The organism is Microbulbifer maximicatervae (SeqCode) (genome assembly GCF_052467505.1).
The window spans coordinates 1775914-1801882 of the sequence record NZ_CP174313.1; the positions used below are offsets into that span (position 1 = coordinate 1775914).

At 53.5% G+C, this 25969-nt stretch carries 2 protein-coding genes; both read right to left on the reverse strand.

Going from position 1 to position 25969, the window contains the following annotated elements:
* Positions 1–70 precede the first annotated feature (70 nt).
* Positions 71–1813, reverse strand: coding sequence for a hypothetical protein (locus ACJJIN_RS07865; protein ID WP_444897590.1), 1743 nt, complete (start codon positions 1811–1813; stop codon positions 71–73).
* A gap of 2013 nt (positions 1814–3826) precedes the next feature.
* Positions 3827–25966, reverse strand: a complete 22140-nt coding sequence (locus tag ACJJIN_RS07870; protein WP_444897591.1) for a hypothetical protein — start codon at positions 25964–25966, stop codon at positions 3827–3829.
* Between the last annotated feature and the right edge of the window lie 3 nt (positions 25967–25969).

A 25969-nucleotide genomic window follows, 5' to 3' on the forward strand; every position in this document is an offset into this window, starting at 1 on the left:
CCAAAGAGTAGAAAGGGACTCTATACAGTACTCAATTAGGCGGTACCGGCCATATTACACTTAATGACAGTTACAACTTTTCCAGTTTATGGATAAGGCCTCCAGATGAAATACTGCTAACCCCATTCCCTGCCCAGATCTGGCTTTGACTAAGGTTGGTAAATGACTCCACCAAATTCACACTGCCATCGCGACTAAAAGACCCAGAGGTTAACGCAGTAATATCCCAGTAAATGCTACTATAAAACTGCCTGTCCATTGCCGTGTTCATACCATCCCCACTATAGAGGGAAACATCACCTGCTGTTTTACGCTTGAAGGCTGTAACTAATGAAGGGAGTGAAGATCCGCTAAAGTCATTAGCTTCCATTGCAGTAATTGTGAAATCAGGGCTTGAATAAAAGTATCCGTACCCGGTTGCTGAAGTAATACCATCTCCACGATAAATTCGGGTTTCATCATCCGACTGGAAGGCCACTGTTAGCTGATCGTGTCCTGCCCCCAAGAAATCGCCAGATGCCAACGCGGGGACTTCCCAGTAGTCACTGCGGTGTAGAACCCCCATATTTGTCAAGCCTTCAATACCGTCTCCACGGTAGATGATCGTTTCACCTGATGGTGCGGTCATAGCCGTGACAATTTCAGAAGCGCCATCGCCATCAAAGTCACCCGATACTATTGCGTCAATGCCCATATCAACGCTATTAAAAAGTTGCCCTTGATCAAATAAGCTTCTAGTGCCGTTACCACGGTAAACTATTGTCTCATCACTCTCCCTATTTGAAAGTACAGTAATAGCCTGGTCCGACTCACCACCACCGTAATTACCGCTCTCCAAATTAGAGACTTTATAATCCGAACCGATATAGACAACGTCCTTAAGGTATTTCCCTTCACCACCAGTAGCCAAAACAACTTTTGTAAAGTCGTTATAGTTTAATGCTACCAATATTTCATCCAGGCCATCTCCATTAAAGTCACCAGCGATGGTGCCTCCAATGCTTTCCTTAACTATTTGATCTCCATGATAGAACTTTTGCTCTCTTTCAATAAAAGTACCAACATCGTCAGACGCAAGAGTAGCTGTAACTTCTATTTTACTACGATCACGATAGGGGAAAGTAATTATGTTGTTTTTCACTAAATTACCAAACGAAGGCTGCTCCCCACCGGCTACATTACGCCAGCTAGAAAGAAAGGCTATCTTTCCAGAGCGATCTGAATAGTTACTGTGTATATTGTTAAAATTACTAGCATCCCTTACCCGAACAGGGTCACCTGATATAGTGTAAAAGTAGTTCCCATACACCTCATTCTCACTGCTATTATGAGCAAGATATACTGCATGCATTAACGATGATTGCTCAGGGATATTCTCCGCCTTATGAAAAACATTATTATAAATCACGTTATATTTTGAATTTACAACGTCAACCACACCATACCCAGCGCAACCTTCTGGGCAGTTACTAACATCAAATAATGTGCCCATTTCCACAAACTTATTATCGTGGATTTTATTACAGCCATTCCAGCTCGACGCTCTATTCTGCCTACCACCATTAAAGATTATTCCGTAGGTGGCATAGTTGCGCAATGTTAAGCCACTGATCTCAACATTGGTGCACTGACCATCTTGAGCGCTCAGATTAAAAAATGACTGGCTTCCCTGCCCCTCAAATACCGGCTCCTCATCAGCGTAAGGCTTAATAATTAACCGATATACCTTATCAGTCTCAGTCCATTTCACACTTTCAGCGTAATAAGTACCGCCACGAATAGCAATCGTGGTATCACCATCACTAAAATCCACTAGCTCCTGCGCCCGGGATAAAGTCTTTACCGGCTCCTCAATATTGATACCGGTATTGGAGTCATCTCCCTCAGAGGACATATAGATTGTCTTTGAAAAGCCAGCCGCCGGAAGCATCATCAACATCCAGGCAAAACACTTAAAATTAGACCTAAGTCTCATTTAAAACCTCACAGATAAGTTAGGTGACAAAAAAGGGTAATTGTCACGAGACTTCATCTTAGATTTCCTGACTTTTATTACAAAGGACAAGCTTCCTGCAAAAGCTCTACTTTTTGGTATTTGGCACCATCTTAGTTCACAGTCATAAGAAATTAACACCGCGCCATACCTGAGATAAAGTATGTAAATATTTACTTCAAAAAGTATCCGACAATTGATACCTTAGATTGCCAAACTGAATACTGGGCAATAAATTAATTCACTCCTCATCGGAATCCATTTTAATTTTATATAACTGCAATTAAATAGATGTAACACTAAGCTCAAACTATTAAATGTGTCACACTACGATCTTTATTTGAATCAAAAACGTCAAGAAAATAGATACAATCAGAGCTTCACAAAACATTAATTATTACATCTTGGGTTTTTCTGAATCCACGAGTACACTTTAGCTTTACTCCATCTATTTTATCGTGACTGAATACTGTAACAGGGAGGGTTGCACAGCTGGAACGCAAAGCACTCTACGGGGTGACTTTTCCAGTATGAGGGGGCTGGAGGATAAAATTAAGGCGTTCATTAAGGTCCACAATTGAGCGCCGGCGAAACCTTTCAATTGGACCAAAAGCGCCGCGAAAATTACTGCTTTAATTGAGCCAGTATAAAAAGTGCTAGCGAATTAACCCCATACATCACTATTTGACTGGAATGGCCGATAACTGCACCTTGAAAAAGCAGCGCTATTGCCGAAGGTATCCCACAAATTCTAGAATGGCAAAATATATCATCAAAGTACCGGCTCTATTTCAACCATGTCTTTGAAAGCCGCTTTAAACGCTTGGAGGAATCCATTGAGAAAGCACGCTTTGCCTGCACCCAGCACATTATAAACCTTGGTCTCAAGAGCAATACAAGCGTCAGCGCTATTTTTTAAGCGGCCGCAACTAAATCCAGTCTACTTCATCAATAGATATTATTTTGTACGCCCAATAATTGATGGAAACTTTTTTTAATCACTCACTCTTTCCCTAACTGACTTCATCGGCCCCGCTCCGTGCGACAGATACACGAATCACCTAAAGGATCTCCCAAGTTCAGCATAAAAAATATCAGTACATGCGCCAACCATGAAAACTGAGGTAGATACTCACAAAATGCATCTACTTCTGCTGCCTTCTCCATCACCCAACAGGGGCAGCGCAAGGCTGCCCCATATAAATCAGTCTAAGGAGCCTCTGAATAACTCCGTGATACCTCTGGCTTGCAGAGCGGTTCACAATCAAGGCGCGGCTTTGCAGGAATGTCTAGACCTTTCAAGAAGTCGCAACGCGGAGTGTGAATCGCTCTGCAAGCCCCGAAGGGCGGGCCTTGAAGGCCACAGTTGCTGCGTTGCAGTCTTGCCAAGGGCTGCGGCCATTCGCGGCGAGTGCGCCTAACATCTGCAGCCTTCAAGACCCACAGAGGCATTACGGAGTTATTCAGAGGCTCCCTAAATTGTGGTATAATTATTTTGTCTGAAATTTCTCTATCCCAGCCTTTTTTCGAAGTCTTCTAATACTCATACCTTTAATTAGTTAGTATCCAGGCCGCAGCGTTACTGCGACCTGTCAAGGCTTATTTAAATGTGTTCCGTAACCCTCACTCCTTCCCATCCACTTCGACGAGCCAGATACACTCAGCCATATATTACACCACTCATTCCTGGCAAAAAAATCATTTAAGAGCTGCCTCTAAAAACTACACCCCCTCCAAACCTGCCCCCTAAAATCCATTTAAAATATAAAAACTAAACTTGTAGAGACCCTCTTACATTTATACTCAGAACACTTTTCACTAACCCTAACCAGGCTAATCATCTAGGAAAAAACCCTTAACCCCCTTCAATAGAGAGGGCTTATAGGCCTCCTTCAGGTAGGCTTCCTGAAAAGCATCCACTTCTGGAAACACATACTTTTCAAGTCCATCTCTCGTCCCGAAGTAACTCATAAAATTTTGGGATAGATTTTCACGATGGGAAAGACCTAGGGCATGACCATATTCATGGTGAAGAACACGCTCCAACCTACCAACACCTGGATCAATTTTCATTAATTTTTCTTTCGTATTCCAGGTTCCTAAAGTATTGTCTCCATTATCGGTTTTTATTTCTCCAAAAATAATTCTAGCGTCAACTTCATTCTGAATTGGCCCTTCGGGTTCAACAAGTTGATTAGATATATCTAAAAAATCATCATTGAAAGCTACGACTTCATTGAAGGATTGTATAGCTTTCTGGCATAACTCTTCACTGCCAATACACCCCCAAATGACGGTGCCTGTTAGCTTGCCATTTCTAAGCTCCAGTCCTAGCTTTGTATCTATCGCGAAGGAAAGTACACTACCCGGACTTGGCACAACATCACCATTTCCATCCACAATCGCTAACTCATATGGAACCGGCAACTCCCCTAGCAAAATCTCCGATAGCAGCTCATGGGAGTCCATTCCTGCTAAATCAAAACTGTCATGGGCATCTTTAGAACCTTCTGGCAATTCCTCCCCTAATGCTGCCCGCCCTTGCTTAACTCCACCATTAACGATTATCGCTTCAACACTACCCACCAACGCCTCTCCATAATTCACCTCATCCATCGGCGCTGGACAGAAACCTATCTCCGTACGCTGATTATTAAGGGACTCTGCAACTACTTCGACACGGCTATCGGTCTCGGCCGTGTGCACAGCGGCGGGTTGGGATTGCAAGACGAGTTGCGTTTCGGTTTTAGTTTGCTGGGCCGTTTGAGCTACCTCGACAGCGTGCTGAGGCGTAGGCTCTGTTGCTTGGCCGACAGCCCTATCTGCACCGGGCTCAACGGCGATCGGCGATTGGCGCACCGGTGCAGACAGAGCGTATCCCAGGTGGGAAACCGCAGCATTTTGTGCCACTGACGCGAAGCTGAATTTCTGATCCCATACGCTTGCATTTAGCGCTTCATTAATAGAAGTGGATAGAAGTGTCTTGGTCAGCTGCCAACCATCAGAGGCCTGGGTTAAAAAGTCCTCGGCATTATTCAGGTTTGCAGTGCTGTAAGTACGTTCCGCATAGCTCGTCTCATACTCAAAGCTTCCTTCCATCCCTCTTTGAATTGCACCATTAACCCCTGCAACGGCCACCGCGCCCCAGTTAAAGCTGTGCTGATCACCGAATGCCATATTGACTCCCTGATCAACTACATTGGTTGTAATCGCAGAGCCAACGGTATTGGAGCTGAAGAAGTCAGACGTACCAGCAACGGCACTCTCACTGCCAGCGAGGCTTTCCAGCCCATACATTACTCCAGCAGTCGCCATTGCTGTGACGCCGGCCTGAGCAACCCCACTCCAGTCGAAGCCACTCTGTAAACCAACAGCCATGCTGGCCACCTGCGTGGTAGCGGCAACGGCGGCTCCAGCGGCAAAGGCACCCACCGCTCCGGCAACGAAAGCACCAGCACCAGCAAGTGCACCCGATACCATACCCATCACCCAAGGCCCCAGATACATCGAGGCCACCACAGCAACCACCAGCACAACTACCTGGGCCAAACCACAACCATCGGAATCAACCGGTGGTGGTGGCGGTACATCTGGCAGGGTTGGACTGATATCGCCCAACTGTAGGCTGCCGTCTACAGGACGGAAGGTATCGGCATTGTTATGGATATTGGTGACTACGTTGGGCAGCTCCAGGCGCTGTCCCCGGGTCAGTACTTCATCCCCTCGCAGACCGTTGGCATCCGCCAGCAGGTACCACAGGCTGGAGTCTCCCCAGATCGTGGCCGCAATAGTTTGCAGGCTTTCACCGCCCTGGGCCTCGTAACTGGTATAGCTGGCGGCCGGGTAACTGGGATTGATCGGCTGGAAGTTCTGGTCAAAGTCTGCCGATTGCACCGCCTGTACATGGTCGCCGTTGTCGTTTAGGTGGCGGTTGCCGCTACCGTCAGTTTCCGCCAGCGCTTTCACATAGTCGTAGCGGCTCGGTACCCGGTCATTACCCACATCCCCCACGGCGTGGCCATTGAAGTAATAGAAGTGACGCATCTCGCGACCGAGTGTAGTTTCCCCGCTATCGCGAATCTCTTCGCGCACCAGAGTGCGGCCCTCTTTATCGGTTACGTAAGCCCTGGCACTTTCATTGGCCACATCGTAGACCCGGCGTATATGGCCGTTGCTGTCATAGGTATAGTAGGCCTCACCGCTCTCCCACTGGGCGCGCTGCTCCGGGGTGAGATCAGCGTTATCGGCGTTGATCACTACCGACTTAGTTTTGTAGGTATCCCACTTCTCGTAACTGTTGTGCAAAGTGGTGACCGTCGGCGCCGCACCGCCTTCGGGATATGCCCTGGTAATCGAGGTATCCACTGTTGCGCCATCACCGAGGAAGGTGTTGCGCATCCGCGTAACCTCATCGGTCGCCCGACCGCTGTCGTCATAGCGGGTCGTCTGGTAACCCAACAGGGTGCCATCGGCATTGTGATGATTCTCGGTCACACTAAACAGGGTGCCATCCGAGTCGTACTCGTAAGAGGCGGTCACCTGCCCTGCATGGTTATTGACTCGTTGGGCGCGCAAGACAAAGCCGCTGCCCTGGTCGATATGTACGGTGGTGACACGGCCATTGGCATCGTAGGCGTACTGCTCGCGAATGCTGCCATCACTGGCGCGCACAGCTTGATAACGCTGATCCAGGCCGTTGTAACTGATCGCGGTTCCACTCTCTCCCATCACTATCTGGCCGTCCTGGAATTCGCCCAGGGTCAGGGTAAAGCGGTTGTTCTTGTCGTAGGTGTAATAGAACGATTGGGTTTCCCCTTCGATAGTGCCGTCTAAGTTATCCACATAGCGGCCGTTGTAAACACTGCTGACACTGCGGCGATTACTAAAGGCATCGAAGGTGTAGTCGATCTGGTAGGCATTTCCGTATTCGTCATAGCCCTCAATGCTGACAATACGGCCCTGCTCATCGTATTCAGCGTTGCTGTGCTGATACACCACGCGTCCGCTGTTGTTATACAAGTCGTTAGAGCGGTAATAGAGCTCACCGGTGCGGTTGCCCGCCTTGTCATAGCGATACTCGGTCACCGCCGGCGCCACCGTATCCCCGACTGCGGCCTGGTCCCCATCGACCAGGCCGTTGTTGCCGTAGTCGAAGGTGCGGAACAGGTTGCCGTTGTGGTAATAGGTGTAGCGAATATCCTGGCTGTTCCGGTCCTCCCACAGGGCGTCGCCGCTCATACCGGTATTGCCTGTCTGACGCGACAGCCAGCCGGCATAGTTATAGGAGTATTCGATGCGGTGGCCACCTAAGTCGTCGTGCCAGACCGCTTTGCCAAAGTAGTCGCTGACATCAGTAATCACGTCTTCGCGGGAGCTCTGGCTCCAATTGACCGCGACGGTACCGCCCATACCGGCTCTGGCCACCGAGGTGATATAGCCCCCCAGGCGCACCTGGATGGCGTCATCCTGGGCCTGCTCGCCGCTGGCGGCGAGCACACTGCGCGTAACATAGTCACTCCAGGCGTAGGCATAATCGGTCACCTGGCCGCTGTAACTTGTGTACTCCAATACCCGGCCGAGACCGTCGTAGCGATAGGTCTCCTGTCCAACTGTGCCGCTGGCACTGGCATCGCCCGTATTGTCAAAGCTGGAATTGAGCACATAGCGGGTGTCGCCGTAGAGGGCGTTGCGATGGCGGGTGCGATTGCCAAACTCGTCGTAGTCCCACTCATCGTAGTAGGCGGAGGCGCCGTAGTTGTAGTCGATCGCCCGGCTGCTGTCCTGGAAGCGATTCATCCGCACCAGCTGGTTATTGGCGTCGTAGTGGTAGGCCACCTGATAGTAGAGCGCACCGGTACCGCTACCGCGCTCGCCGGCCCGGTAGGCCAGTTGGCTGGTCCCCTTGAGGTTGCCGGCCTGGTCGAAGGCCTGGGTATCGTAGTCTCCCACCGCGTCCTGGCTGGCAACCAACAAGCCCGCAGCATAGTCCTGCAAGCTCACCTGCTCGTGCTTAATGTTGTAGTTGTCGACAGCGGTGCGGGTGGCGCTGCTGGCGCCTGCGGCGGCTTGCGCAGCCACTTTTTCCATCACCGTCTCGCCGTAAGCGTTAACGCCGTACACAGTGGCGGTGTGGGCGCGGAAATGGGTCATCTGCTCCGTGTAGACATCCGCCTCTGGTTTCAACTCCTGCACCACATTGCCGCGCTTGTCGTACTGGTACAGGGTGGCATTGCCATTGTTGTCGATAGAGGCCACGGTTTCGCCAAAGGCGTTATAACTAGCGTGGTGGGCAATCAGTGTCTCGTCATTGGCGGCACCAGTCAGTTGCAAAGCAATATTGCGGACTGCCTGGCGGTTATACATGCCCACCTGGGAATAGAACACCGAGCTATTCGCGTCACCATCGGAACTCGCACTGCGGGTATAAGTATTTGTGTCAACAGTTTTCAGCACCTCGTTGGTGATATTGCTCACCGAGCCGCCACTGTCGTTATTAAATTGGCCTTTGGCGTGATTGAGCAAGGTCCCGGTCTGGTTGTTGCCGCTGTAGGCCCAGAGCTCGAAGTCGAGAGCAGTAGCACTGTTGTCCATATCTGAAGTGTCGACATAAACCCAATCCTGCCCGGTAGGTACATCGACCTTCCTCGTCTCGCCATCGGCCGCAAACGTGATGGACTCAGTGCCCGGCGGCAAAGCGTAGACCTTGACGCGTTCAGGCGAGGTATAAGTCGCACCACCGTCGCCGGCGTAATGCCCCCAGCTCTGGCCGTTAGTCTTCATAGACACGGAGATGGCAGGGTTTGGCTGGCTCTCTGTAACCGCTCGGTAGAAACCGGCAGCGATCGTAAAAGTGCCATTACCGGTGACGATAACCGTTGCCAAATTGCCACCTATGGATAGATTCAGCTCAGCGCCTGTCGCATCCCGCAACCCCGAGACCGTAAAAGTGATCTCAGCCTGCATTTCGTACATTCTGAGATCACCGTTGCCAGTCGGCTCAGAACCCAGAACAACACTTTGCACCGAGTCATAGGTAACCGACACGTCACCATAAGCCTCTACCTGCCCCGGGTAACTGGCAGCGACGCTGCCCGGAGGCAGTCCATAGGTTGTCTCATTGGTAGCTAGCGAGTCGGCGTAACGCAAGTCGATATCTTTACCTCCACCCCGTCTTGAGGATTTATAACCCGCCGACAGCCAGAAGGTATTTACCTCCGGCAGATGTTCCAGGCCCACACCCTCCCCCGGAAGGCCAATACTGCCCTCTTGGGTAGTGGCGCCGTTGCTATAGAGGTTCACCGCGTGCAGCACCAGGCCATCTGGGGACAGGAAAGTCAGCGACAGCGAGTGCACCCCGGGCGCGAGAGCAATTTCCATGCCGTCGCTCCAGTCGTACTGGGTGTTATCCATTACCACTGCGCCCTCGGCATTCTTTGCCAGCACCTGCACCTTGGCGGTGCTGCCAAAAACATCGGCTACATCCGCGCTGGTGAGACTGAGGGTGTTATCTGCCAGGGTCCAATCCAGGCTGGGCATCAGCGCCAGGGGGTTATTCTGAGCGTCATCCAGGATATCAGCGGCCTCATCATCGCCGGCCTGAAGGAAATTACTGGTGACGTTGTAGTTGTAATCACGAGTAGTAATCACTACTTCGCGCCAGCCGTACTCGACGCCATCGTGGGATAGCGGTACCAAAATATGCAACTGCTCAATTTCTTCGTAGTGAGTAGTCTCCACGGTGATCGTGCGACCGCTGTCGAGAGTTACCTCGCGGCTGGTAACATACTCATGGAAAGTCCGCTCCAGGTACCCCTGACGAGCTTGTTTATTTGTGTCGTCTAAAAGAAATTCATCACTATCGAGTAAACCGCTAAGGCCCTGCCGCTGCTCAGTGGTAAGGTCCAGCTCCTCAAGGCGAAGCCTGTCATCATTCTCACTTAAATAAGTGAGTTCATCGGAGTGCTCCACCCAAGACCGCGAGCTGTCCACCGCCTCGGCATCACCGGGGTTGCTGGTGTAACCGCGCCCCTCATCGTCGACAAAATGAATATTGTAGTAACGTTCGGTTGCCATCGGCCGTTCAGGGGGAAGACTCATTTCATGACTGGCAGCCACAGCGGTGCTTGCCGGCATGTCCCCGCTGCCCAGGTCCACCCACACGGAGCTACTACTGGATTGGGTGGTCTCCCGATTGCGGACACCTACGGTCGGTACACTGCCACTGCTCTCGCCATAGCTAACCTCGTTTTGGGTTTCGCTGCCGTCGTTGTCGACATTCCACCCCACATCCAGGTTCGGGTTGTCATCCGGGGTATCCAGCGGTGCCTCCACTACGGTGATCAGCTGATCTTCCTGGTCGTAAAGGCTGTATTTCCACTGGGTCTCACTCTGGGTGGTCTCGTTCAGCGCCTGCTGCACGGTGGTGACATCTTCCAGACCATCGTTATTGATGGCGGAGATTTCCAGCGTGGTGTTGCCGTTTTGGTCATACAAGTAGATGCGCGGGGTGCCATTGCCGCTGTTGGTTTTAAACAGGCGACCCAGTTCGTCGTAGACAAAGTACTCCTGGTACTGGTGCTCTGCGAAGCCTATGCGGTTGGCGGTGTTGATACCCTTGCCAACAATCTGCCCGTGGGTGTTGTAGGCGATATCGTGCTGCACTAGACCGCCACCTACGGCCTGGTCGGCACTGCTCACTCGAGCGGTCTCGCGGCCCTGGGCGTCGTATTGCAGCCAGGTCACCACCTGGGTCTGTTGGTTGTCGATATCGGTTTGGTAGCTGGTCTGGTAGACCGCATGGCCGAAGGCATCGAAGACAAACTCCGTGGTGCCTTGGTAGTTGGCATCGCCGCGATTCTCCCGCGCATCGCGAGTCTCGGTGCGCACGCCCAGGGCGTTGTAGCGGTGGCTGGTCACCTGGTCGCCGTCGTTGTGCACTGTCTCTGCGGTGCGGTTGCCATACAGGTCATAGTGATAACTCACCGTGGCGCGCACGCGGTCGCCGCTGTAGTCAGTGTACTCCGCGCCCTGAGTTTGTGCCTGCTGGCCGAGGGCGTTGTAAGACACACTCTCCGTGCGGCTGTCGCTGGCATTTTCATCCCCGTCGTAGCGCACCGCAGTGTCTTGCAGGCCGGTTTCGTTATAGCCGTAGCGGGTCACCAAATCGCTGCTTACCTGGCTGCGACTCAGGGCGGTGCCCGAGTTGCTGATACGGGAGAAGGATTCGCCTTTGAGGCGCTCCTCCAATAGCAAGCCGCGGCCGCTGTAGACATACTCGGTGGTGCGCAGCTCTTCGTCATATTCCTCAGAAGTGAGGTTGGCAATCAAACCATCGCGATTGTCATTGTAAAGAGACTCCAGCCAGGCGTGGCGCGCCTCATTGTCGGCGGGGGCCCCGAGGCCATCAAAGTTGAGGGCCATGGCATAGCGGGTTTGCGCGATTACTTGGCCGAGACCATCGTAAACAGATTCAGTGACATAGCCGAGGCGGTCTACCATCAGCACTTGGTTGCCGGCGGCATCAAAGAGGGCAAAGCTGGGTTGGTCTTTGCCGTCGATCTGGATAATGCTGTTGCCATTGGCATCGTAACTTACCTGATACCCCTGGGTGCTGCCGTGGCTGAAGCCCTCTTGCAGCTCGCCCTGGTCACCGCTGGTGGAATCCGGGTCGACCAGGTTGTTGAGGTCAAAGAAGATGCCCTCGTCGCTTTCCGTTCTCACCAACAGGTTGTTGGCGTTGTAGTAGAAGTGCGTGCTGCGCCCGGTGGTAAGTTCGTGATCCTGTAGCGCCAGGGCATCGTGGCGCCAGTGCCCGGAGGCACTGTCGAGATCCAGTGCGGCTGCACTGCCGTCCCAGGTGCTGCCGTCGATGTGCAGGCGCTGGTCGTAGCGGACCTCCGTGGTGAGGTTCCCGGCGGCGGTATACACGTTAAACGTGAGGCCGCCATCGGCATCCAAAACCAGTACCTGCTGATCCAGGCGGTTGTAAACCGAGGCGACAGCTTGGATCTGGCCGTGCTGGGTGCCGGAGACACTGCCGTCGCTGTTGAGTGCGGCTCCACTCAGGCCGCGCTGGCCTTCGTAGACCTGGCGGCCCAGGGCGTCGTAGCGCACTTCGGTAACCTGGCGCAGGGTGACCTGGCCGATCGCGCCATCAAAGTCCGGGGTGCTCAATGCACTGTTGCTGGCAGCGGCAAACTCCGGTCCGATAGAGGTGATCATCCGGCTGCGGTGGTCGTAAGCCATCTCTGTGGTGCGCAGACCCTGGGAATCGGTTTTCTCACTGGCGGCACTCACATCCCAGTAGCGCCCCTGAGTCATCTCCACCCGGTCAAAGGCGTTGTAGACATATTCGGTAATGGCGCGCACTTCTCTTGTCGCGGTGCTGTGGGCGCTCAGCGCTGCGGCAAACTGCGGTCCAGTTTCCTGGGTAATGCGCCCCTGGGCATCAAACTGGTAGTCGGTGCGGGCGCCGAGGGCGTCGATGGCCGCAGTGCGGTTGCCGGCGGCGTCGTATTCATAGCGGGTCTCACTGGCGATTGCCTGGGATGCAATCAAGTCGTAACCGTATTGCGTCGTCGAAAGTAGCTGACCCCGGTTGTCATAACTGTTGGTGATATAGCGGTCGCGCACCACATCCTGTTTGCCACTGAGCAGTGCGTCGAGTGCGGCGGCATCCAGTGCGGCAATATCCACATCGCCAGCAAGCTTCTCGGCGTAGCTGCGCACCGCCGTGGCTTGGCCAAAGGCGTCGTATTCATAGGTCGTTACGCCGCCATTGGGCAATACCTGGTGGGTGAGACGATTGTTGGCATCGTAGATAAAAATGCCGACATTGCCGTTGGGGTCGGTGGTGGCGACGATATTGCCAAAGGCATCGAGTACCGAGTGGGTACTGCCACCGCGGGCATCCACCTCAGCCACTTTGCGCCCCAGTTGGTCGTGCTCCTGGGCGCTGACATAGATCTCGCCTCTCGGGCTGACCAGGGTCGCCAACTCATCGAAGTGGTTGTAGCTGAAGTAGGTCGTGGCGATGCGCTCGTGCCGACCGAGATCAGCTTCACCGAGGGTGGCGCGATTGGCAATGGTGTCACTCTCGGCGTCCGGCAGACCCGCAGTCTCCTCTACCAGCCGCCCCAGGGCGTCGAAGCCGCGGTAGGTCACCCGCTGCTCGGGCAGTCCCTTGGCCTCGATCGTGAGCCAGGTTTCACCGAAGGCGGTGTAGCGCTGTTCAGTAATCACATCGGCGCTGTCAATGGTGAGGACCACTTCACCACGGGCCGAATAGGTGTAGCGGGTCGAGCGATCCTGGGCGTGTGCCAGGGCACCGGTATCGATACTACTGGGTTCGCTATTCAGCGGGATCGCCTGGCTGTAATGGGTCTCGGTCAGCACCTGGCCCAGGGCGTCGTAGTTCCAGGTGGACAGATAGCCCTGTGAGCCATTGCGCGGTACCAGTTGATGGGTCAGTCGACCGGCGGCATCGTAGCTGAGGTAGGACTTGTAGCCGAGCTGATCGGTGATCTCAGTGCGGTTGCCCAGAGCGTCGTAGCCGTAGTACTCGGTAAAGCTGCTGAGTCCGCTGCCATTCCAAACTTGCTCAGTGATGCTGGTTTTGCGTCCAGCGCTGTCGTACTGGGTAACGAACACTTGGTCGGTGGCGCTGCTGCTACCAATAGACAGGTCTCCAGCGCGCAAGCTACCCCAATCGGCGACAGCGGGTACGCTAATTCGGTTGGCATAGCGGATAACCGTCTCGCGGTTATCGCTGTCGCTATAGCGAGTCTCGGTCACATAACCGAGGCTGTCGACACTGTGGGTGCGGCGCCCGCTGGCATCGTAAATAAAGAGGCTGCGGCGATTGTTCGCGGCATTGGGGTCCAGGTCTGCGGTGGTCTCACTGGCCAGGGCAATGGCCCGGGCGTAGGTGATCTCTCCGGCCACTTCGCCACGGGCGGTGTACAGGGTCTCGGTCACATAAGCGTACTGGGCCCCATCCCGCTCAAAGACCTGCAAGCGGTGGGTCTGGCGACCGGCGGCGTCGTATTGGTAGCGGGTCTCCCGATCCAGGCTGGTATCGCGCACCAGGTCGTCGACACTCTCGGTAGACGGATTGATTTTGTGCGCATAGCGGATCTCCGCACTGACGCGCCCGGCAACATCGTAGCGGGTCTCGCTCACCTGACCCAGTGAGTCAATGGTGTAGGTGAGCTGGCCGTCGCCATTGTAGATATAGCGGGTGCTGCGCTGGGCCACGCCACTGTCGAGCAGTGCGGCAATCGCCTCGGGGGCGGCGCCACTGGCGATGTTCGCCGGCAGGTCTGCGCTGTCTAGGAACGCGCCGTACTGCACCTTGCCAACCAATTCGCCGGCCGCGTTGTACTGGCTCTGCACCAGGGTGTACTGCGGGTTGTCCGGGTTGCCACTGGCGGAGAGGGTGTATACCGCGCGGCCTTCGGCGTCGTATACCGTATAGCTGGTATGGCCGAGGGCATTGGTCACGGCGGTGCGATTGCCATCCCGGTCGTACTGGTAGTGAGTTGCGATGGCCAGCCCATCCGGGTCGACCGTTTCACTTTGCACTCGTCCCAGTTCGTCGTAACTGTACACTCGGGTGCGGGTGTAACTGGCGGTGCCCGCCACGCCGCCGCTGAGATAACCCTCGCGCATCTGCAACAGGTTGCCCTGGCCGTCGTAGTCAAACTCAGTGAGCAGGTTGAGGCCCGAGTTATCGCTGCTGGCATCCACGATCACCCGCACCACGCGGCCGTTGTGATCGAATTCCGTGCGAGTCATGCTGCCATTGGCATCCACCGTCTCTTCAAAGCGGTGGCCGTAGCGTTGGGTCGTGGTGAGGTTGAGTCCACCCACATCCTCGGTGCGGGTCAATACCCGCCCCTGGAGGTCGTAACGTATCTCGGTGCGCACGCCGCGCTCATCCAAAGTGGCGGTGAGCTGACCTGCAGCGTCGTATTCACTGCGACGCGCCTCACCCAGCCCATTCTCGGTACTGACCAAGTTGCCCTGGGTGTCGTACTCATAGCGCGCCTGGCGGTGCCAGCTGCCATTGGCGTAAAGGGAGACCTCGAGGGTTTCACCGTGAATGGTAAACAGCGTTTCGGTGTGCACCCCCTGTGGAGTGGTCATTTTCTGTGAACGGCGCACATCGTCATAGCTATAAATAGTGGTGCGATTGAGCGCGTCGGTGCGGGTCAGGACGCGGCCGTAGGCGTCATAGCTCAGCTGGGTGCTCTGCCCCAGCGCATCGCGCTCCTCGACCACCTGCCCCAGGCGATCATAGAAATACGCGCGCTGGTTGCCCCGCGCATCCGCAGTCGCCTGTACCTGGCCGAAGGCGTTGTACTCACTGCTCGTGGTCACCGCCGTATAGGCGCCGTAACTCAGGTGCGTACTACTGGTCAGCACTTCACCGCGGCGGCTATAACTGAAGTCCGTCTGCGCAAAGCGGCTGTTGGCCCGGTCGATGGCCTGGCTGAGGTGGGTGCGCTCGCCGAAGGCGTTGTAGGTAGAGGTGCTGGTAAAACCCTCGCCGTCTGTGCTGCTCATCAGCAGGCCGCGCTGGTTGTACTCGCTGCTGGTGACGGTGTCCCCATCACTGGCGAGCCCCTCGACCAAGCTGTCCAACTGCGCTGCATTGCCATTCAGGTTCAAGCTGTGCAGCAGGCTGTCGCTGAGGCGATTGGCGTACTGACGGCTGCGGGTCAGCTCGCCAAACACACTGTAAGCCAGCTGGCTGACCTGCCACTCCAGGGTCTCCGAGCCCGGTTTGAACACCGGCGCAATGGTATATTTCAGTTGCCCGTCTTCGGTGTAGGCATAATAGGTGGTGTAACCGTTGGCATCGGTACTGGACAAGCGCCGCCCGGCGGCATCGTAGCTGTACCCTTTGACCTGCCGCCCCAGGTGATCCCACTCACCGGTCACCCGTCCGTGTACATCGTACTCCCAGTGGGCGTCGCGAGCGGCGCTGTCATTGGCGCTAAAGGTCGCATCGCCCTGGTAGTTGTCCAGGTAATTATCCAGGATCGAGCCGGAAGTTATCGCGAGACCACTGCGGCTGCTCTGCAGCTGGCCGTCGGCGGTATAGGTGAAGTGACTGGTATTGCCGTAGACGTCGGTGCTGTGGGTCACCTGGTTGCGGCTGTCGTAGCGCCACTCGCTCACCTGGTCGTCATCACTGCTGACCAGGCGCCCAGTGGTCTCGGTGGTAACTTCCAGGGTGCCGATACGACCGCTGCCGCGCACCAGGAACACGCCGATATTGAGCAGCTCCACATCCGGGTCCAGGGAGGCCAGATCCGCCTGTAAATCTCGCTCGAAGGCGTGCCAGTTGCCATCCAGGTAGCTGGCATCCAGGGGGAACTGGTAGTAGGGAGTTCCCGAGGAGGAGTAATAGATCCCCGGGCTGGTCACCTGCGAGCTGTACTCGATAAAGGCATAACCCTTCGAGGTCTCCACCGAAAAGAAGATCCGGCTGGGGGCACTGAGGTTCATCTCGAGACGCACACTGGCACTACCCTCGATATTCCACTGCTCGTGCGCCGCGTTCTTATACAGTTTGAAGCCGTCGTTAGTGCCCGAACCGGAAAGCTCCACCACTTCCCGCTGCATACGAATATCGTACACCTTCTCTATCGTGGCACTGCCGGAGTTCTGGGCGTAGATATCCCAACTACCCAGATCCAAATTGTCTTCGTTAAAACGGTGTTGGATAAAATTGAGGCCCTTGAGGGTGAGGCGCGAAGCATCGCCGTTCACCGCATCGAGTGCGTTGTCGAGGCCGTTGAGTGCGCTGGCGTAACGAATGGTTTTAACCCGGTTGCCGGCGACATCGTACTGGTGCTCGGAGAGGTAACCCTCTGCATCAATCTCGGCAACTTCGCGACCCTGGGCGTCGTAAATCCAGTAGCTGGTGCGGTCATTCTGCGCGTCCACCACCGGGCGCAGGGTCTTCAGGGTACCGCTGTTCAGCCAGTGTGCGCTCTCGCTATAGCTGGCCACCCGGTTGGCATAGCGGGTGGTTGCCACCAGCTGGCCTGCGCGATTGTAGCGATACTCAGTGAGATAGCCCTCCTGGTCCATTGTGCCGCTGACCCGTCCCGCCTCATCGTAAAAAGTGCGGCTGATACGGGCATCGGCCAGGTCCACTCCACTGGCCGTGGCGCTGAGATATTGGGTATAGCTGTCGCCGGGAGCGAGGGTAAAGCGGCCCTCGCCGCTCTTGCTCACAGTAACACTATCCACATCCAGGGTGTAAGACAGGCGGTATTCGTAGACACCGCTGCCATAAAAGTCCTTGTCCAGCTCCACCGTGCCATTTTCTGCATCCACCGGCAGAGTGACCCACTCACCCTCGGGCAGTGAGCGAATGGATAGCTCCATCCCACTGGCGCTGTAGGACGGGTCCAGGGCCAGGGTTAGACGGGGGTTTTCCACCATTTGCAGCTGCCGCCCCACCTGCTGTTGGAAGGGGTCATCCACCAGGCTGGTGCCATCGTTGTAGTAACGGGTCACCTGCACGGTGTAATCGCCGTCGGGCAGCGTGGCGCCCATCAGCAGGTTGAGGCGGCCGGCAAAGGAGCCATCGCGCAGGGTGGCGGGATCGATCCAGGTTTGCACGGGGGCGCCGATGGCCGTGCCGGTGGCATTGTCGATCACCACCGCTTCCATATAGGCGATCGCCGCCGCCTCCTCGGCACTCAGGTAGCCCTCAACGGCATAGCCCTCCGCAGTGCTGCGGTGGTAGGTGGGCATTTCCCAGGTGGCCGGGGTAATACCGCTGTCGTTGGCGGCGAAAGTCCCAGACAAACTGCGCAGCAGGCGATCGTTGTCTCCGTAGCGATTGCTGTCCAGGCGATGGGTGCCAATCTCAATGGTGCCGATACGGCCACTGCCGCGCACCAGGAATCCATGTATTTTTTCTACCTGAACATCGGAATCCAGCAGGGCTACATCGGCAAGAATGTTCCGCTCGAAAGTATGCCAGTTACCGTCTAGATACTTTGCTTCTAGAGGAAACTTGTAATAGCGAGTGACACCATCAGGGGCAAGGTAAACTCCCGGAGCGGAAATCTCTGAACCATACTCCACATAAGCCCACCCAATAGAGGTCTCTATGTGGTAATAGAGTTTAATAGGGCCGGTTAGATTAATCTGCGCGCGCGCGACCACCCCATCACCGATATTCAAGGAATCATGGTCACTGTCGTTATAGATTCTAACGCCGGCATCAATCCCCTCCCCGGAAAACTCGATGACTTCCCTCTGCAAAATGGTGTCATAGACTTTCCCTAAAGACGCATTATCAGAGTCGTCTTTATAGATTTTCCAGTGGTCCAGATTGAGGTTGTCGGCGCTGTTATAGGTATAACCGGCATAGTCGGTAACACCGTCCCGGTAAGTGACAACCCGATATTCGTAATCGCCGTTGAGGTCATTCCCCAAATTAGCGCTGAAGTGGTCGCCGTTTTGCTGCACCGCAACCCGCTGCCAGGGATTCTCGCCACTGACAGGGGTATCGGTCGTAATTTCTACGGTGCCGATACGGCCGTTGCCACGCAGAGTAAATTCGCGGAAAGCCTGTATTTCTTCAGTGGGGTCCAAATAGGCAATATCGGCGAGGATATCCCGCTCGAAGGTGTGCCAGTTGCCATCCAGGTATTTATCATCAAGGGGGAAGGTATAATAAATATAGCCGGAAACCACTTGAATATAGGGTTCTGTGGCTTCTGAATCGTACTTGGCATAGGCGATACCGCTGGCGGCCTTACTGCTGTCCAGCTTGTAGTAAATTCGATATTCACCTTCACCAGCATATTGCATCTCAACGCTGGCATTGACCCCATCGGCAATATCCCAAGAATCCCTATCGACATTTTTACTGAGCGAAAAGGCATTATTGGCACTATCACCGGAAGTCTCCACCACCTTGCGCTGTAACTGGGTGTCGTACACCTCCGTCACGGTGGCTCCCGCCGGGCTAGAGTCAGAAACCCGCCACTGTTTCATATCTAGGTTATCGCCGTTGTTATAGGAGTGACGTACAACATCACTCCCCCCAACCCGGCGGTACTCCAGGTAGGTGACTTCATCGGCTTCACCGAGGGTAATCGCACCGATACGGCCACTGCCGCGCACCAGGAAACGATCGACCTCTAACAACTCAACATCCGGGGCCAAAGTAGCGAGATCCTGGCGCAAGTCACGCTCGAAAGCATGCCAGTTGCCATCCAGGTATTGGCTGTCTAGAGGGAGGTTATAATAAATAGTCCCCGATTCAGAAACTTCAATAAAAGGACTGGAGATAAAGGGGTTATATTTTAAGTAGGCGCCCCCCTCCGAAGTCTCAACCCCAAAATATAAGTAAGTATCCCCCTGCAAGTTAACTTCAATACGGGCCTGAGCGCTGTCACTAATATTCCATGCTTCGTGCGCGGCATTTTTATGTAACTTAAACCCATTACTTGTCCCCGTACCGGAGAAAGCGACGACATCCCGCTGCAAGAACTCATCGTAAACCCGATCAATGGTTGCACCGGCTGGAGTGCTGTCGTAAATCTCCCAGCTATTAACATCCAGGTTTTCACCGCTATTCAATACATGGCGAGGAATATTGAGCCCACCTGACTGAGCGGAAAAAACCGAGTCAATTTCTACAGTGCCGATACGGCCACTGCCGCGCACCAATAACTTATCAATAGCCTGAATATATTCATTTGCATCGAGGGAATTGACATCCGCACGGATATCCCGCTCAAAGGTGTGCCAGTTACCATCTAAGTACTGATCTTCCAATGGAAATTTATAATAAATTGTACCGCTAGAAGATACCGCAGCTTCAGGTTCTGTAATCCCAGAGTGATATGTCGCATAGGCAACCCCATTGCTAGCAAGACTACTACCTAACTTGTAAAAGAGAGCAAGGTCTCCTTCACCTGAGTGTTGGATCTCTGTGCGAACCACACCACCATCGGTAATATTCCAACTTTCTCCAGCCGCATTTTTACTCAGGTCAAAACGGTTATCCGTACCATTGCCTGAGAATTCCACTACCGAACGCTGTAATTGTGGGTCATAAACTTGTGTGAGCGTAGCTCCAGCAGGATCATTATCACCTACCTGCCATTGTCCCAAGTCGAAATTATCAGCCGTGTTATAACGGTAGCGGGAAAAACTCTGTGCGCTCAGCCCCGCATCGGACCAATTGACAATATCTACCCGACCGATACGACCACTACCGCGCACAAGAAGGTTATTAATACTTTGTATTTGTTCATCGGGGTCCAGAGAGGCCACATCCGCAACAATATCCCGCTCAAAGGTATGCCAGTTGCCATCCCGGTACTGGGCCTCCAAAGGGAAGTTATAAAAGATCGAACCGCTGGTAGCGCTTATCGATATAGAGGGACTGCTAACGCTTGAGGAATAGGAGACATAGGCAACCCCGTTGCTTGCCTTACTACTAGTCACTGTATAATAGAGGCGCGTATGCTCTTCACTGGAAAATTGAATTTCAGTGCGAACCACGCGGCCATCGGTAATATTCCAGGAATCCCCGGCTTCATTTATTCCCAGTTTAAATCCATTATCTGTACCAGTGCCGGATACCTCCACCACCGAACGCTGCAACTGCGAGTCATAAACTTGTGTAACAGTCGCCCCTGCGGGACTAGCGTCATAGACACTCCAGTGATTGATATTAAAACTATCCTCACTGTTAAAGGTATGACGGGAGTAACTGTGGGAACTCAGATTGGGGTCAGACCAGTGTATCACCCGGTCTTGGGCCGGTTGCTCACCGATCTCGACAGTAAAGGGCTCTTTGCCGACGGTGCTGTCATCGTCGTAATACAGGGTTAAGGTGACACGATAAGCCTGGCCCGGGGGCAAGTCACTGCCGACCGATAAATTTACTTCGCCATTATAACTGCCATACAACTGGGGCCAGGTCTCTGCGCTGGAGATCAACTGGTTATTTTGATCGCGCACTTCGGCAACGATTTTTTGCAAGGCCGGACTGGAACCGATTGTCACCGGGTAACCAATAATCCCTACCCCCGTGTCTTCCTGTAGAGAAACGGTGGTGTACTGGAAATCAAAATCACTGGTTTTCGCAACCCCTTTATCTACGGTGAGTGTCGGATCGCCAATCGTTTGCTTTACTGTTTGCCCGTCTTTCTCGTAGCGAATTCGGAAATGGTAGTTCCCCTCAGTGATACTACCCTCATCCACATCGCCGAGTACGACTTTTAAATCGCTCCCTTCGTCATTGACCAAGACACTGCGCCAGTCGCCGGGGCTATGTTCATATTCAAAAATAACACTGGTGCCCTCGGGGCGCGAACTCGCGGGCCAGCGGAATTCGGTGGGGTGATACTCAGTTTGATCCCCTATCTCGTAGTCAAAAGTATTCGTGTCGATTTCATCTCCACTCAAATCATAAGTGGTGACTTCTACTTCATAGCGACCATTCTCCAGCTCACCGTCTTCGGACAGGTTAAGAAAACCGCTAAAGGTACCATCATTTTCTTCAACCCAAGCCACATAATCTGCGGGAACAGCGGTGCTACTGGATACTAGATCGCCACTGACCTTATCCCGCACTCGCACCTCAGCACGCTTAATTGTCGCGGCATCATTACGAGTAAAGTAGTCGGCAACACCTGAAGCGTTTGTCTGAGTGATATAACGGGTGGAGTAAAACTCAAAATCAGCATCCACAGAGCTGTTATTATCGGAAGTACCACTTTTATTAATTCTAAAAGTATCGTACGCAGTTTTTATGACCTGTCCACCATTGGAGTATTCGATCTTAAAATCATAATAACCATTGTCCAGCTCTGCACTGATAGAGGACTCGTAGTACTTACTTCCTTCCTGCTCAACTGGTGAAGCACCCTCAGGTATCCAGCTAGCACTACTATCTCCCTGACGTCGGTAATAGAATTTTACAGCTCCACTGCCACTTTCATCATCCAGTTCATCCGATGGCCACCAATCCCAACGAATTTTAGTTGGATCATAAAAGTGCTGGGTGCCCTGTTCGTAGGTAAATGTATCCGTATCAGATGAATTATCTGTTTTAGTAATTGTTAGCGTCACCGTGTAAACCCCATCGGGGAGTTCATTACCGATACTCAAATTTACCCAGCCACCCCACGAGGACATATCTTGTGGGTAGGTATAAGTTGTTTCTATATCCCCCGTCACCCAATTTACGGACTCTGCTTTTATTTGCTTAATGTCTGTCCTGGTCGAATAACCGGTTAAAGCTGAAGAATTGGATACAAATTCCGTCTTCGCCTTAAAGCTGGTCGATTTTACCTGATTGGAACTACCCCCTCCGGTAAACGTGCCATTAGCTTCCTGTTTCAGCCTACTACTCGAAGAGAGCTGTATTTCATCCTGCTCCAAACTAGTATCCGAGATATCCGCCGCGTAATACTGTATTTTAAAGTGAACGTCACCACTGGGGTGGTAGTCTAGAATGACCGTGTTATTGTTGCCACTAGAGCTGATAGTACTACTTATCCAAGAGATACCCGATTTAAATTTAAAGGTGGTAGAGTTCCCTCGGCCAGTAGTAGGGTCATCCCATTTAATACGAGAGCCAACATTAACGTCTTTTGTCTGCGCAGCGTGGTCTTTGTATTTCCACATTACATAGCCCGGTTCACCGGGAACGCCATCGAGGTTACTCTTTCGCCACTCTTCTAAACTGACTTTAACCCGATAGTCACCAAAGGGCAGGTTGTCCCCATAGAACTTTGTTAAATCTGCAGAACCGTCATATATGCTATTCGAATAATTATATTCAAAGGTCCGCTCATAGCCCGAAGGTAACCCGGTACCATTAATTCCTGTTACTGTAACTTTCACAGTAAAGAATGCAAATAGGTCGCCGGTTCCACTAGTTGAATTTGGTTTTGCAGTTACTGAAGAAAAAGTTCCCGCAGTTAATTTGGTGCTACTCGACGTGGACTCAACTGCACTGCTTTGAGGTTCGATCGTCACATTTTTGCTTTGAGTCACTGCGCCGTCAACATTGCGCACCGCAGTGCTGGAAAAAGCCATCCCGGCCGGAGGTTCAGCCGCGCGGCTTGTATGGTTGTTGTAAATATCAACTCTGCGATTTTCAATAGCCGTATATTCCTCGGCCACAATCGCGCTGCTGGCATAGGTATAGGGCTGTACCGGTGCACGGGTATAGGCGGTGGTAATTGCGCTGCCACTGACCGATTCTGTCTGGGTATTTTCCACTCGCTGGTAAACAGTGCCGTACAACGTGTAATCGTTACGGGCGGTGCGCGTGCTGGGACTGCTATCCAGGTCGACACTGCCTATATAACTGGCGGTGTCGCGCTGGTTAAACCCTGGACTATCTGCCTGGGCATAGCTCTGCACCGGCTCCACCCAGTGAGTGGCACTGCGGCTGGCAACTGTGAGACTGGCATCGTTGGAGGCATATTTTGCCTCTAGCGAATCCGTCGTTTCTGCAGCGGGGTCTTCAATATAAAGATTATATCGGGTGCTGCTCAGCACCTCGCCCTGGGCGGTGTACAGGGTTTCACTCAGGTAGCCCTCCGCATCGACAAAGAAGCGCACCCGGTCGGCATCATCATAGTATTGATAAGTGGCGCGGTCGGCGCTGCTATTGGCCGCCGGACGCAAATCCTCCAGGCTGACACTCTCCTCAATACCGACCAGGGCATCGCCGTCTTTAATCAGCAGGCTCTGCAGCTGGGTGCCACTCACCGGGGTGCTGTAGTGCGTGGTTTGTATTTGCCGCCCCTCGGCATCGTAGTGGAATTCCGTAATTGCGCCCGAGGCACTGATCACCGCCACCATCTGCCCTTTATCATCGTAAAGGCTGTGGCTGACGGCTCCGGCGGCATCCTGAGTGGCCCGAATGCGCCCAAGGTGATCGTAGAAATACTGGACCTGCCCGCGAGCACTGAGGCCGTCGCGGGTATCGTGATAGACCTCACTAATCAGACTGCCGTTGGTGGCGTAGGTGCGGGTTACCTGTAAACCATTGGCATCGGTACTGATAATCTGCGACTGAGCGTCATTGTAAATACTGGTGCTGGTGTAACCCTTGGCATCGGTACTACTGAGCAAACGACCGAGCCCGTCATAGACATAGCTGGTTTTATAACTGGAGGAATCTGCACCTGTGCCGCGGGGGTCCACGGTGTGCAGCAGTTGGCCACGGGCATCATAAACGGTATAGCTGGTGGATTCAGTACCATCGAGAACGCCGTCCCCATTCACATCCACGGTACTGTAATCAGTAACGCTATAGACCTGACCGCGGAAGTCCAAACGGGTATCGCTTCTGCGCGTGGCATTCTCTAGTTCGCTACTGAGTATGTCCGCCTGGGTTTCCTGCGCCCAGGTATTCAGGGCACTGAGACTAAAATCGATATCGTAACTGACGCTTGCCTGGGTGTAGGTATCCACCAAGAACTGATCAAAGTAGCCGTGGTGCAAGTAGGTGATACTGCTGATAGCGCGCGCGGTAGCGGTTGCGTCGTCGTAGCGGGTCTCTTGTACCGTGCCGTCGTGGCCTACCACATAGCGCAGGCGCTGCATGTCGTCGTAAACATAGTGGGTTACCCGGGGGTCTGCTGGCATTTCCTCGCCATCGCCATCGGGGTCCGGTTGCAAGTAGACCGTTTCCTTAATCAGCTGGTTATAACTGTCGTATTCCCGCTCGAGCGTATTGCCCTGCCCGTCGCGCAGCAGGGTTTGATTGCCGCGACTGTCATATTCGTAAACCGTGGTATTGCCGCTGTGATCAGTTTTTGAGGTTAAATTACCTTCGTCGTCATAACTGTACTGGGTACTCTCGCGCACGCCATTTTGGTCTGCAGGGGCTTTTAATTCGATAACCCGTCCGGCGCCATCAAAAACCAATTCCGTTTGCGGCCCGATCCAGCTGCTGGCATCGGATTCGGGGTTAACCACTTGAGTAATTTTGGTGGTGTTATTTTCCAGGTCATAGCTATAGGTGGTGATACGCCGATCGCTGCCATCCAACTCTTCTGCAAGACCGGAATTAGAGTGGCGACCACTGCGCACTTCACTGACCCGATAATCTCCCAGGCCGTCGACATCGACGTACATAAACACCATGTAGCTGCCATCGCTTTGCTCAATCGTGTGAACGCGATTACTGCTGCCGTCATAGGTGTATTCGGTACGGTATACATTGCCATCGGCAATGCTGTTATCTTGTGGGGTTAAGTCAACGGTTACTGAGTCCAGCCGCCCCTGACTGTCGTAGCTGTAATACAGCCGCTGCTGAGCAGCGCCATCGGTGCTAACACTAACACCGGTAACTTTACTGCCGCTGTAGCTAATGGTGAAACTCTGCCCAGCCGCATCGGTGATGCTATCGACCAAGCCGCTGCTGTTATGACCAAAAACCAGTTGCCGGCCCTCGGCATCCACACGGGCCACCATTTTCCACTCGCCATTAACCTGACCGTATACTTCTTCACTGCGACTTGAGCCCTCACGCCAGACCCATTGATTGCTGCCACTGTCATAAATGATTTGGTCGTGGGCACCGGCGCCGTCACTTGAAACATAGGCCTGTTGATGGGCATCAAACTGGTAAATTGTTTCTGAGCCATCACCACCGATACGGGTAACCTGGCTACCCGTCTGCCCGGGACTGCCAATCAGGTTGATCAGCTGGTTGGAAAAATTGAAGCGAAAACCGTCGTTGTTATCACCATCCATCTGCCCTTGGCTGTTGTAGGTGCGCAACATGGACAAGTCGAGGCCAGCTGCCGCTACAAATTCATCCTGTTGGCGCAAAACCAGGTTGCCGGTTGAGGCGTTCACATAAACAGACTCACGCCCCTGACCAAAACTCGCTGAACCGATACCGGTCTTTGTACTATTGAAAAGACCCAGTACGTCTCCGCTGATAATAGCAACCATAGA